This window comes from Synechococcus sp. N26 (genome assembly GCF_900473975.1).
In the GTDB taxonomy this organism is placed as follows: domain Bacteria; phylum Cyanobacteriota; class Cyanobacteriia; order PCC-6307; family Cyanobiaceae; genus Parasynechococcus.
On sequence record NZ_UCNM01000002.1, the window covers coordinates 125,793 to 138,558 of the forward strand.

The 12,766-nt window shown below is 65.3% G+C and carries 12 protein-coding genes; 7 read left to right on the forward strand and 5 right to left on the reverse strand.

Annotation, left to right across the window (positions count from 1 at the left end; genetic code table 11):
- Window positions 1–33 precede the first annotated feature (33 nt).
- The 3 genes from gcvP to DXY33_RS00690 all read right to left on the reverse strand — a co-directional run bounded on the left by gcvP (window position 34) and on the right by DXY33_RS00690 (window position 4,646).
- Window positions 34–2,904, reverse strand: coding sequence for an aminomethyl-transferring glycine dehydrogenase (gene gcvP / locus DXY33_RS00680; protein WP_115131324.1), 2,871 nt, complete (start codon window positions 2,902–2,904; stop codon window positions 34–36).
- Window positions 2,905–2,974: 70 nt separating this feature from the next.
- Window positions 2,975–3,364 carry a glycine cleavage system protein GcvH gene (gcvH, locus tag DXY33_RS00685; RefSeq protein ID WP_115081278.1) on the reverse strand — a complete coding sequence of 130 codons (390 nt, stop codon included), beginning with the start codon at window positions 3,362–3,364 and terminating at the stop codon, window positions 2,975–2,977.
- A gap of 10 nt (window positions 3,365–3,374) precedes the next feature.
- A complete protein-coding gene (locus tag DXY33_RS00690; protein ID WP_244275830.1) occupies window positions 3,375–4,646 on the reverse strand; it encodes a methionine gamma-lyase family protein in 1,272 nt (423 codons plus the stop codon).
- 222 nt (window positions 4,647–4,868) lie between these two features.
- On the opposite strand from DXY33_RS00690, the gene DXY33_RS00695 reads away from it, so the two are divergent.
- From DXY33_RS00695 to DXY33_RS00725, 7 genes are all read left to right on the forward strand, one after another.
- The gene (locus tag DXY33_RS00695) at window positions 4,869–5,726 is read left to right on the forward strand and encodes a fatty acid desaturase (RefSeq protein WP_244275790.1); all 858 of its coding nucleotides are present in this window, start codon (window positions 4,869–4,871) and stop codon (window positions 5,724–5,726) included.
- A gap of 78 nt (window positions 5,727–5,804) precedes the next feature.
- Window positions 5,805–6,263 carry a 50S ribosomal protein L9 gene (rplI, locus tag DXY33_RS00700; RefSeq protein WP_115131327.1) on the forward strand — a complete coding sequence of 153 codons (459 nt, stop codon included), beginning with the start codon at window positions 5,805–5,807 and terminating at the stop codon, window positions 6,261–6,263.
- 71 nt (window positions 6,264–6,334) lie between these two features.
- The gene (gene dnaB / locus DXY33_RS00705; protein ID WP_115081281.1) at window positions 6,335–7,738 is read left to right on the forward strand and encodes a replicative DNA helicase; all 1,404 of its coding nucleotides are present in this window, start codon (window positions 6,335–6,337) and stop codon (window positions 7,736–7,738) included.
- A gap of 21 nt (window positions 7,739–7,759) precedes the next feature.
- Window positions 7,760–9,691: a tRNA uridine-5-carboxymethylaminomethyl(34) synthesis enzyme MnmG gene (mnmG, locus tag DXY33_RS00710; RefSeq protein WP_115131328.1), complete on the forward strand. Its 1,932-nt coding sequence runs from the start codon at window positions 7,760–7,762 to the stop codon at window positions 9,689–9,691.
- Between the two features lie 24 nt (window positions 9,692–9,715).
- Window positions 9,716–10,408 carry a pilus assembly protein PilZ gene (locus tag DXY33_RS00715; RefSeq protein WP_244275793.1) on the forward strand — a complete coding sequence of 231 codons (693 nt, stop codon included), beginning with the start codon at window positions 9,716–9,718 and terminating at the stop codon, window positions 10,406–10,408.
- Window positions 10,405–11,004 (forward strand): chorismate lyase, encoded by a 600-nt coding sequence (locus DXY33_RS00720; RefSeq protein WP_170950910.1) that lies wholly within the window; start codon window positions 10,405–10,407, stop codon window positions 11,002–11,004. The genes DXY33_RS00715 and DXY33_RS00720 overlap by 4 nt, the downstream gene beginning before the upstream one ends.
- 90 nt (window positions 11,005–11,094) lie before the next feature.
- Window positions 11,095–11,532, forward strand: coding sequence for a hypothetical protein (locus tag DXY33_RS00725; protein WP_115131639.1), 438 nt, complete (start codon window positions 11,095–11,097; stop codon window positions 11,530–11,532).
- On the opposite strand, the gene DXY33_RS00730 is transcribed toward DXY33_RS00725, so the two are convergent.
- Together DXY33_RS00730 and DXY33_RS00735 are read right to left on the reverse strand one after the other, a co-directional pair.
- On the reverse strand, window positions 11,529–12,065 hold the full coding sequence (locus DXY33_RS00730; protein WP_115131330.1) for a hypothetical protein: 537 nt from the start codon (window positions 12,063–12,065) through the stop codon (window positions 11,529–11,531). The two genes, DXY33_RS00725 and DXY33_RS00730, sit on opposite strands and share 4 nt — an antisense overlap.
- 105 nt (window positions 12,066–12,170) lie before the next feature.
- Window positions 12,171–12,713, reverse strand: coding sequence for a SprT family zinc-dependent metalloprotease (locus tag DXY33_RS00735; protein WP_114987733.1), 543 nt, complete (start codon window positions 12,711–12,713; stop codon window positions 12,171–12,173).
- Between the last annotated feature and the right edge of the window lie 53 nt (window positions 12,714–12,766).

The window sequence follows — 12,766 nt, forward strand, 5'->3', positions numbered from 1 at the left end:
ATTTACACGCTCTGAACCCCTTGCACCAGGGCTTCAAGCCGCCACAGCCACCGCTTCCACCGAAGGACAGGTGCACACCAGGTTGCGATCACCAAAGGCGTTATCAATCCGTGCCACAGCGGGCCAAACCTTGCTCTCCTGCTGCCCCTCCATCGGGAAGGCGGCCTGCTGACGGCTGTAGGGACGATCCCAGTCATCCGCTGTGACGGCCGCCAGGGTGTGGGGAGCACGCTTGAGCGGGTTGTTCTGAGGGTCGCTGGTGCCGGTTTCAATGGCGCGAATCTCCTCGCGGATCGCCACCAGGGCATCGGCAAAACGATCCAACTCCGCCAGGCTTTCGCTTTCGGTGGGCTCCACCATCACCGTGCCAGCCACCGGCCAGCTGACGGTGGGCGCATGGAAGCCGTAGTCCATCAAACGCTTGGCGATGTCATCCACATCGATCCCCGCATCACGTTTGAGCGGACGCAGGTCAAGGATGCATTCATGGGCCACCCGGCCGGTGCTGCCGCGAAACAGCACGGGGTACGAGGCATCAAGCCGATGGGCGAGGTAGTTGGCCGACAACAGCGCCACAGCACTGGCCTGGCGTAGGGCCTCCGCCCCCATCATCCGCAGGTACATCCAGCTGATCGGCAGGATGCTGGCGCTGCCGAGCGCAGCTGCGGACACCGGACCGATGGCCGATGCAGCGCCAGCCTGCAAAGGGTGCCCCGGCAGGAAGGGCGCCAGATGCGCCGCCACACCAATGGGCCCCACGCCTGGGCCACCGCCCCCATGGGGGATGCAGAAGGTCTTGTGCAAGTTGAGGTGACAGACATCGGCACCGAAAGCACCAGGACGGCACAGCCCCACCTGGGCATTGAGGTTGGCCCCATCGAGGTACACCTGCCCGCCGTTCCGATGCACCACCGAGCAAATCTCACGGATACCGGTTTCAAACACGCCGTGGGTGGAGGGGTATGTGACCATCAGCGCCGCCAGCCGGTCGGCGTGCTCGGCCGCCTTCGCCGCCAGATCCTGCTGATCGATGTTGCCCTCGTCATCACAGGCGACAGCCACCACCTTGAGGCCGGCCATCACGGCACTGGCGGGGTTGGTGCCATGGGCGCTGGTGGGGATCAGACAGATGTCGCGATGGGCTTCACCGCGGGAGCGGTGCCAGGCGCGAATCACCAGCAGCCCGGCGTATTCCCCCTGGGAACCGGCATTGGGCTGCAACGACACTGCGGCAAAGCCCGTCAGGGCGGCAAGCCATTGCTCCAGATCGTCGGCCAAATGGCGATAGCCCTGGGACTGATCGGCTGGGGCAAAGGGATGCAAGGCCGCAAACGCAGGCCAGCTCACCGGCTGCAGCTCAGCGGCGGCGTTGAGCTTCATGGTGCAGCTGCCCAACGGGATCATCCCGTGCACCAGCGAGAGATCACGGCTCACCAACCGCTGGATGTAGCGCAGCAACTCCGATTCGCTGCGGTACTTGTGAAAAACCGGCTGGCGCAGCCAGGCCTGGCCGCGCTGCGGCAGGGAAAGGGACGGGGGCTGTTCAGCCTCAAGCTGCGGGGTGGCCTGACCGCAGGCCTCGGCCAACAGAGCGAACAGGGCTTGCAGCTCCTGTTGATCCGAGAGCTCATCAAGACTGATGCCGAATCCTGTGGCGTCCGCCGGCGCTGCACCATCCGGCAGCACCCGCAGGTTGAAACCAGCCGCTGCTGCAGCGCGGTGCACAGCCGGTGCCGACGCACAGTGCACGGTGACGGTGTCGAAGCGGTCGGCCAGCTCCAGCGGATATCCAAGGACCCGCAGGCCCCGCTCCAACTGGCTGCGCAGGCCAGCAATGCGAAGGGCGATGGCCTGCAGACCATCAGGGCCATGGTGCACCGCATAAAAGGAGGCCATCACGGCCAGCAGCACCTGGGCCGTGCAGATGTTGCTGGTGGCCTTGTCGCGACGGATGTGCTGCTCACGGGTTTGCAGCGCCAAGCGCAGGGCCGAACGGCCTTCCGCATCCTTGGACTGCCCCACAAGACGGCCCGGGATCTGGCGCTTGTAGGCCTCAACGGTGGCGAAGAAGGCGGCGTGAGGACCACCGAATCCCATCGGCACCCCCAGGCGTTGGGCGCTGCCCACAGCAATGTCGGCCCCGAGGGATCCCACGGGCGCCATCAGGGTCTGCGCCAGGGGATCGATGGCCACGGTGACCAAGGCACCGGCGGCATGGGCCGCTTCGATCACGGCGGTTGGATCCCAGAGGCATCCATCGGCACCGGGCAACTGCAGCAGAACACCAAACACCGACGCATCGATCGGCGCCGTGGCCGGGTTGACCCGCTCAAGGCTGATGCCGAGGGGTTCGGCACGGGTCTGCAGCACCGCCCAGGTCTGAGGCAGCACATTGGCGTCCACCAGGAACCGTGTCGCCTCAGGGCGACGGCACACCCCGAAGCTGAGGCTCATCGCCTCGGCGGCGGCGGTGGCTTCATCGAGCAGCGACGCGTTGGCGATCGGCAAGCCCGTGAGCTCACTGATCAGGGTTTGGAAATTGAGCAGGGCCTCCAGACGACCCTGGGCGATTTCCGCCTGGTAGGGGGTATAGGCGGTGTACCAGGCCGGATTCTCAAAAACGTGGCGCTGGATCAGGGCCGGGGTTGCCGTGCCGTAGTAACCCAGCCCGATCAGGGAGCGATGCAGCGTGTTGGTTTCACTCAACTGCTTCAGATGCTGGAGCGCCTCGGCCTCCCCGCACCCCTCGGGCAAGGCCTCAACCGGCGGCTTGGGATCAAGGATGTCGGCGGGCACGACATCAGCGATGAACTCCTGCAGATCGCTGTAGCCCAAGGCATTGAGCATGCGGAGCTGTTCCGCCTCACTCGGGCCGATGTGCCGCTGCGCAAAAGGAGAAGTCAACGTCGAATGCACAGCCCGCCGGTCGATCGTAAGAGCGCAGCTCCGGCGCTGATGACAGCCGGCGTTGATGTCAGCCGGCGTTGACCTTGGCGCCGTAGGCCTCGGCGGTCATCAGGCTGTCGAGCTCGGAGGGGTCCGACGGACGCAGCACCAGCAGCCAGCCCTCACCGTGGGGGTCGTTCTGCAGTTCCTCCGGACTGGCCAGCACCGCTTCATTGCGTTGCACCACCTCACCGGCAATCGGTGCATACATGTCTTCCACGGCCTTCACCGACTCCACCGAGCCGAAGCTGGTGCCCTTCGCCAGGCTGGCGCCCACATCCGGCAGATCCACGAACACGATGTCGCCCAGCTGATCCACAGCGAAGGCACTGATGCCCACCCGCACCAGCTCGCCATCGGCATTGGCGTACTCGTGGCTGTCGGCGAAGCGAAAAGAGTCGGGGAACGCGAACGCCATCGAGGCAGTTTCAGGTGATCCCAGTCTGCGGGAGATTGATCAGTCCTGCCGCATTGAGGTCACACAACGCACGGGAGAGGGCCAGGCGAATGTGTGCGCGATGGGTGCCGCCCTGCACATAAAGGTTGAACGGTTCCCGCAGCGGCGCATCGGCCGAAAATTCACTGGTGGAGCCGTCGATGAAGGTTCCACCAGCCATCACCAGATCCGAGGCATAGCCCGGCATCGAGGCCGGCACTGGATCGAGGTAGGCCCCGATCGGCGACATCGCCTGGAAGGCACGGCACACCACCTTGAGGGCATCGGGACTGCCCAGCCGCACCGCCTGAATCAAATCGCTGCGCACGGCCCCGGGCGCTGGATTGACGGGGAAGCCCAGCCGCTCAAACACCCCCGCCACCAGATCGGCACCAATCAAGGCCTCCGACACCATCTGCGGTGCCAGGAACAGCCCCTGCAGCACCAGCCGCTGCAGGTCAAATCCCGTGCCGCCCTCACTGCCGATGCCCGGCGCCGTGAGCCGGCAGCAGGCCTGCTCCACCAGATCGGCCCGTCCAGCGATGTAGCCGCCGGTGGGGGCGATGGTGCCGCCAAGGTTCTTGATCAACGATCCAGCGATCAGATCCGCCCCAACCGCCGTCGGTTCCTGCTCCTGCACCAACTCGCCGTAACAGTTGTCGACGAAGACAACGCAGTCGGGCTGGCGGGCATGGATGCGCTCACACAGCCCGGCGATCTGCTCAACCGTGACCGACGGACGCCAGCTGTAGCCGCAGCTGCGCTGGATCAGCACCATCCGGCAGGGCTGCTCCAGGGCCTGGTTCAAGGCCGCCTCATCCACCGCCCCATCCGGCTGCAGCTCGATTTCGTCGTAGGCAACCCCGAATTCCGCCAGGGAACCCTGGCCCTTGCCGCGCAGACCGATCACCTCCTCAAGGGTGTCGTAGGGACGACCCGTGATCGAAAGCAGACGATCCCCGGGCCGCAACACGCCAAACAGTGCAGCGGCGATGGCGTGGGTGCCGCTGACGAATTGCAGGCGCACCGCGGCGGCTTCGGCCCCCAGCACCCGGGCAAAGACCCGATCCACCACCTCACGGCCCTGATCCCCGTGGCCGTAACCGGTGAGCGACGCAAAGTGCTGGGTTCCAACGCGCTCCGCCGCCAGGGCCTCCAACACGCGCTGCAGGCGTTGCTCCACCGCCGCCGTCCTCGCTGCAGCCAGGTCGGCCTGCTCCCGCGCCACCGCGTTGATCAGATCCTCCGCAAACGCACTGATCACCACTTGCCTGACGGATGTAATGCCTTCCTAAACCCTGGCCAACGCGAGACTTCACACCCGGGGAGGCCGCTGCGATGCGGCAACTCCTTTAGATTTCTGTCACTAACGGCACCATCCGCTCCCTGGTTTTCCTGTCTGAGCGGCTTTGTCAATCCAAGGAGAATCCGCTTGGTTTCCTCGCAAACAGCTGACACCCGCGAGCTTCGGCAGCGGGCCGCGGTGATGGCACCGCGCGACCCCTTGCCCGCACGTCAGCGCAAATTCAAGATGGGAACCACCAGCTTCATGCTGGTGATGCACGTGCTCGCCACCGTTGCGCTGCTGCCGCGCTTCTGGAGCTGGCAGGGCGTTGTGGCCTTCGGCGTTCTCTATTGGATGACGGTGTTGGGCGTCACTCTGGGCCTGCACCGTCTGGTGGCGCACCGCAGCCTTGTGGTGCCGGTGTGGGTTGAGCGCATCCTGGTGCTGATGGGCACCCTGGCCTGCCAGAGCGGCCCGATCGAATGGGTGGGTCTGCACCGCCATCACCACCGTTTTTCGGATCAGCCCACGGATCACCACGACGCTGGCCGTGGCCTGTGGTGGGCCCACAGCGAATGGATGCTGCACGACATCCCGGCCCTGAAGGAACTCGACCGCTACGCCGGCGACCTGCAGTGCGACCCCTTCTACCGCTGGCTCGACCGCTGGTTCCTGCTGCTGCAGATCCCCCTGGGCCTTGGGCTCTACTGGTTCGGTGAAGCCGCCCAGGTTCACGGCGGTGGCCTTGGCCTGGTTCTGTGGGCCATTCCTCTGCGCCTCGTGGTCGTGTACCACGTGACTTGGCTGGTGAACTCCGCCACCCACGCCTTCGGCTACCGCAATTTCGATTGCCCTGACCTCTCCCGCAACTGCTGGTGGGTGGCACTGCTCTCCTTCGGTGAGGGTTGGCACAACAACCACCACGCCCATCCGGCGAGTGCTCGCCACGGTTTGCGCTGGTTCGAGTTCGATCTGACCTGGCAGCACGTGCGCCTGCTCAAACGCCTCGGACTGGCCAGCCGGATCCGCACGGCCCGCTACGTCCCCGGAGCCTCCTGAGGCTCAAAGCAACTTTCAACAACCGGCCACGTCGTAACGTGGTCGATCGCACCCGTCTCCATCCTTCATACCGGTCCCATGCCTAAGCGTGTACAAGTCGTTCTGAATGAGGACGTCCTCAGCCTCGGCAAGGACGGAGACCTGGTGGAAGTGGCTCCGGGTTATGCCCGCAACTTCCTGCTGCCCTTCGGCAAAGCTGTGCCCCTCACCCCTGCTGTGATGAAGCAGGTGGAGCACCGCCGTGCCAAGGAAGCTGAGCGTCAGGCCGCTCTGAAGCAGGAAGCTCTCGACTTCAAGACCGCCCTCTCCACCATTGGTCGCTTCACCGTGAAGAAGCAGACCGGTGAAGACAACGTGCTGTTCGGCACCGTCACCAACGGTGACGTGGCAGAAGCCATCGAAACCGCCACCAAGAAGGAGATCGACCGCCGCGACATCGTGGTGCCTGAGATCCACCGCACCGGCAAGTACACCGTGACGGTGAAGCTGCACAGCGAAGTCACCGCTGAGATCAACCTGGAAGTGGTCGGCTACTGATCGCTGTCAATTGACACTCAAACGGCTCATTCGAGCCAGAGTGTGATCCCTTCGCTTCACGCCCTGCCGCCATGGTGAGCGTCCCCCTGCCAGAGAACAACGATGGGGGACGCCGTGGTTTTGGCAAAGGCCGCGACGATGAGCCCAATTTCGAGGCTCTGCCCGATTCGCTTCCGCCCCAGAACCTGGAGGCGGAGGAAGCGGTGCTGGGCGGCATCCTGCTGGATCCCGATGCAATCGGGCGTGTGGCCGATGTGCTGCAGCCGGAAGCGTTTTATCTGAACGCCCACCGAGAGATCTTCCGCACCGCCCTGATGCTGCACGGCCAGGGCAAGCCGACGGATCTCACCGCCATGAGCGCCTGGCTGGCCGACACCGGCGCCCTCGAGAAGGTAGGCGGCAACAACCGACTGGTGGAGCTGGTGGAGCGGGTGCCGTCCACCGCCTCGATCGAGCAGGTGGCCCGGCTGGTGATGGACAAGTTCCTGCGCCGCCAGCTGATCCGCTCCGGCAACGAAGTGATCCAGCTGGGCTTTGATCAGAGCCTGCCGATGGAGCAGGTGCTGGACCAGGCAGAACAAAAGATCTTCGCCATCAGCCAGGAGAAACCCTCCAAGGGGCTCACCCCCACCGCCGAAATCCTCACCCAGACCTTTGAGGAGATCGAAAGCCGCTCGCTGGGCACGTCGGTGGCCGGCATCCCGGTGAACTTCTACGACCTGGATGCGATGACCCAGGGCCTGCAGCGCAGTGACCTGATCATCGTGGCGGGCCGGCCGGCCATGGGCAAAACCTCGATCGTGCTGAACCTGGCCAAGAACGTGGCCCAGCTGCACGACCTGCCGGTGTGCCTGTTCTCCCTGGAGATGAGCAAGGAGCAACTCACCTACCGCCTGCTCTCGATGGAGGTGGGCATCGAAGCGGGCCGGCTGCGCACCGGCCGCCTGCAGCAGGAGGAATGGCCGCTGCTGGGCCAGGGCATCAACAGCCTGGGGCAACTGCCGATCTTTATCGATGACAAACCCAACTCCGGCGTGCTGGAGATGCGCTCGCTCTGCCGGCGGCTGATGGCCGAACAGGGCAAGGAGCTGGGGCTGGTGATGATCGACTATCTGCAGCTGATGGAAGGCTCGGGCTCGGACAACCGGGTGCAGGAGCTCTCGCGCATCACCCGGGGCCTGAAGCAGATGGCCCGGGAACTGAACGTGCCGGTGATTGCCCTCTCCCAACTGAGCCGGGGTGTGGAGGCACGCACCAACAAGCGACCGATGCTGAGCGACCTGCGGGAATCGGGCTCAATCGAGCAGGACGCCGATCTGGTGCTGATGATCTACCGCGACGAGTACTACAACCCGGAAACCCCCGACCGCGGCATCACCGAAGTGATCGTGACCAAGCACCGCAACGGTCCGGTGGGCACGGTGAAGCTGCTGTTCGAGCCGCAGTTCACCCGCTTCCGCAACCTGGCGGCCTGAGCCAACTCAGATAATGGAGGCATGAGCTTCAGCGCCGCCCCCACCGAATCCTTCGACGTGATCGTGGTCGGCGGCGGCCATGCCGGCTGTGAAGCAGCGATCACCGCTGCCCGGCTGGGCCTGAACACCGCTCTGTTCAGCCTCAATCTCGATCGCATCGCTTGGCAGCCCTGCAACCCGGCCGTCGGCGGCCCCGCCAAAAGCCAGCTCGTCCATGAAGTGGATGCCCTTGGCGGAGTAATCGGGCGCCTGGCCGATGCCACCGCCATCCAGAAGCGCATCCTCAACGCCAGCCGCGGCCCGGCGGTGTGGGCCCTGCGCGCTCAAACCGACAAGCGCCTCTATTCACGCCAGATGCTGCAGCTGCTGCAGCACACCCCCAACCTCGCCCTGCGCGAAGCGATGGTGACCGGCCTGGAAACCAGCGGTGAAGGCGACCAGCAACGCATCAGCGGCATCTGCACCTATTTCGGCAGCGTCTACGGCGCTGACGCGGTGATCCTCACCGCCGGCACCTTCCTCGGGGGCCGCATCTGGGTTGGGCATCAATCGATGGCCGCCGGCCGCGCCGGAGAGCAGGCCGCCGAAGGGCTCACCGAAGCACTGCAGCAGCTCGGCTTCCAGACCGACCGGCTCAAAACCGGCACCCCCGCCCGGGTGGACCGGCGCAGCATCGCCCTCGATCAACTGGAGGAGCAGCCGAGCGATGCGGCCGATCGCTTCTTCTCCTTTGACCCGGCCGCCTGGGTGAGCGGTGAGCAGATGAGCTGCCACATCACCCGCACCACCGCCGAAACCCATCAGCTGATCCGCGACAACCTGCACCTCACCGCCATCTACGGCGGTGTGATCGACAGCAAGGGCCCGCGCTATTGCCCCTCCATCGAAGACAAGATCGTTCGCTTTGCGGACAAGGACAGCCACCAGATCTTCCTCGAGCCGGAGGGGCGCGACACCCCGGAGATCTATGTGCAGGGCTTTTCCACCGGCCTGCCGGAACCGATCCAGCTGCAACTGCTGCGCAGCCTGCCGGGGCTGGAGCAGGCCGTGATGCTGCGGCCGGCTTACTCGGTGGATTACGACTATCTGCCCGCCACCCAGCTCAAACCCTCCCTGGAAACCAAGCGGGTGCGCGGCCTGTTCAGTGCCGGCCAGCTCAATGGCACCACGGGCTATGAGGAAGCCGCCGCCCAAGGCCTGGTGGCCGGCGTCAACGCCGCCCGGCTGATCGGCGGCCAGGAGCCGGTGCACTTCCCCCGTGAGGGCAGCTACATCGGCACGATGATCGACGATCTGGTGAGCAAAGACCTGCGCGAGCCCTACCGGGTGCTCACCAGCCGCAGCGAATACCGCCTGATCCTGCGGGGTGACAACGCCGACCGCCGTCTCACACCATTGGGCCGTGAGCTCGGCCTGATCGACGACCGGCGCTGGCAGCTGTTCGAAGACAAACTCCAGGCGATGGAGAGCGAAAAGCAGCGGCTGGAAAGCGTGCGGCTCAAGGTGAGCGATCCAGTAGCGCCGGCGGTGGAAGAGGAAACCGGTGCAGCGATCAAAGGCTCGATCACCCTGGCCGACCTGCTGCGCCGCCCCGGCATGCACGCCGCCGATCTGGTGCGCCATGGCCTGGCCGATGCCGATCTACCCCTGCCCGTGCGCGAGGGGGCTGAGATCGACATCAAATACAGCGGCTACCTGCAACGCCAGCAGCAGCAGATCGATCAGGTGAAACGCCAGAGCCAGCGCAAGCTTCCGGCCGATCTCAACTACGCCGGCATCGGCACCCTCTCGAATGAAGCACGCGAAAAGCTCACGGCGATTCAACCCAGCACCCTGGGGCAGGCCAGCCGCATCCCCGGCGTCAGCAAAGCCGACATCACCGCCCTGCTGATGTGGCTGGAACTGCAGCAAAGGGAACGCCAACCCCTCGCCCCCACCGCAGAAGCTCGATAGCGTTGGACTCCTGAAACCTCTGCAGTGCCAGCCCGGGTTCCCACCTCACGTGCCTACTGGAACCTGCGGGCTGAGCAGGTGATGGACAACGTGTTCGACCGCGAGACGGTCACCGCCCCAAGCCAGCCGCACCTGGTGCCGGTGGATGTGGATGTGCACGAACCCACAACCAAACCAAGCGAATCCAGCGAACGCCGCTCCCCCTCCACCTGGCTGCTGCCGCTGATCAGTGGCATCGCCGTTGCCGGGGTGATCTGCAGCGCCTGGCTGGTGAGCAGCCTGCAACGCTCCCGCCTGGAGCTGGAACGGAAGCAAAACGCCGCCCTGATCGAGCAGCTGCGCGAGCAAGTGGCAGCCCAAGAAAGCCGCACCGAAGAGACGGCAACGCCCGAGGAGGCCTCCCTTGCCATCCAAAGCCTCGAACCGCTGACCTTGCCGATCCAACAGCCACCGATCCAACAACCCTTGACGGTTGAGCCGCTGGGCAGCGATCAGGCGTTGGCACCGATGGGGCCAATCCCGCAACTCACCGGTGTGGTGAAGGGCCCTGGTGGCAGCAGTTCCGCCATATTTCAACTGGGGCAGAGATCGGTGTCCGCCGGCATCGGTGAAGCGATCGGCAGAAGTGGCTGGGTGCTCAGCGAGGTCACCGACAGCGATGCCGTGATCAGCCGCAACGGCCAACGCCAAACCCTCTCGGTGGGAGGACTGTTCTGAACCCCACTCCCCGTCTTCATCCATCACCGCACCAGCTCTGGCAAGCACCCACCGACGCCGTGCTCTCAGCGGAGGGTCCGCGTCAACTGCCCGGCCCCTGGCGGCTGATGCTGCTGGGCGATGGCAGCCCCACCCGCCACCTGCGCCTGCTCACCGGTTCACCCGTTGCCGTGGATCTGATCGCCATGGAGGCCGACCAGACCGACAACCCCGGGGCACCGGAAGAGGTGAGGGAATTGAAGGCACCACTGCTGCGCCGCCAGGTGTGGCTCACCTGCGGCGGCACCCCGCTGGCCTGGGCTGAGAGCTGGTGGAACCAGGCCGAAGCGGATTGGCACCTGCGGGACCGCAACCAGCCGATCTGGAAAAGCCTCACCGAAGGGCGTTCCGAGCTGTTCCGTGAGGTGGATGGCTTAGCGCTGGTGGAGGGTGACTGGCTCGACCAGACCTTTGGCCATCGCGGCCCCTACTGGAGCCGCCATTACCGCTTCTTCCGCCAGGGCAAAGCCCTCACCGTGATTCGCGAAGTGTTCAGCCCGCAACTCGAAACCTGGCTCGGTCCCACACTGCGCCAGGAGTTTCAACAAAATTCATGAACAAACCTACGGGTTTGTTGGGATTTGCTCTTGACAACTTGCCATTAGTTGTGCTCACAGGAAGATGTGGCCAATTCGGTGCACAGTGTCATGGCTGCCACCACCTCCTGGCTCAGCCTCACCGACCTCGGTCGGATCTACGGCATTTCGGCGATTCACTGCGGCAAGACCCTCGAACATCAAGGCTGGCGTGACAGGCGGGGCCGCCCCACCCAAAGCGCCCTTGACGCCAACGCCGCCATGCAGACCGGCCCCCATGGCCAGGGACGCACGGTGCTCTGGAACCGCACGGTCTGCAGTCAGCTGCTGGAACAGAAGGGCTATGAGCCGATGAGCCGCAGCCTGCAAGTGGAGCAGTGGACCCAACTGCTGGAAGCGCTGCAGGTGGGATCCCCATCGATCACCGCCACAGCCGACCAGATGGCGGAAGAGATGCCTGGAGAGCTGCTCGAGGATGTGAACCATCAGCTCGCTGCACGGGGCTGCCGCTACCGGGTCAGCCCACGCTCACTGCACGCCAGCCGTTAGTCGATCCGGCGGCGGCTGGAGCGCGGCAAGGCCCGGCGGGAGCCGGCGGGATTGGGCGCGGCTTCGGGCTCTGGACGGGCTGCCGGCTGGGCAGAGCGCGACCAGCGCTGCACCCGGAAGCTGTCGTCCTCCGGCCACTCGCCCTGGTCTGCTGCGTTGAACTCCTGAGCCACGAGTGACGTTGATGGGGGCGCTGGAGCCTGCGCTGCTGCTCCGCGGCGGCTCCGGCGGGAGATCGCCTCAAGGGGGCGACGGGCGGAACGCATCGAACGTGCAGGCTCTGGCCGACCACGGCCAGCCTCTTGCCAAGGCTCCTGCCAGTCATCGTCCTCTTCCAGCAGCCACTCGACCTTTTCGCCGACCCAGCGGCCCACCGAATCGAGATCCAAACCGGAGCGCCGCCCTCCAGGCCGTTGTCCTGGTCGCCGACCGGACACCCCATCCACGAGCTGACGGCCGGTTTCCAAGAACTGGTCGAGACGGCGATCCCGCTGATCACGGAACCGGTCCAACCGATCGAAACGCTCCTCCATCCCCTGACGTTACCGACGGCGGCGGCGCAACCACTGTTCCCGCCGCAATCCCAGCAACACAATCACCACACCGCCGCACTCCAGGGTGAGCCAGAACACCTCCATCTAGCCCTCCGCCTCCACATAACTGAGCACGCAGCTGGCATCCCAGCGGCCCTGGAAATGCTCAACGCAACAGGCCCGGCACGCAGCATTGCGTGTGCGCCTTCGGCAGGGGGTGCGGCGGCCGCAACGGGGACAGACCGCCAGCCAACGGGGCGGCCGGGGCGGCACGGGATAGCTGTGGCGAATGCTCACCTGAAACCGGCTCTGGGCGGCATTGATGGCGGCCATCCGGGCCCGGAACAACGGCCCATGGCTTTCGCGGCGACGCTGCACCAGATCCACCCAGGCGTGGATCATCTCGTGGCAGAGCGTGCTTTCCGTGGCGATCTGCGGCAAGGGCTCAAGCACCGGCCGCGACAGCACGATCTCGCTGCCGCGGCCCTCACCCACACCGGGGCCACGGCGGTAGAACCCCGCCGTGCGGCTCATCCGGCCATCGCTCCAGCGCACCGCCGTCAGCGGCTGGCCCCCATCCACCAAAGCACCGCCGAAATGCTCCCGGTTAAGGCGGTGAAACAGCGGCAGCAGGGGCTGCAAAGGCACAGAACGGGGGGGGAGGAGATCCGAATCAGCGCCATCCTGCCGTGGTCAGTCAG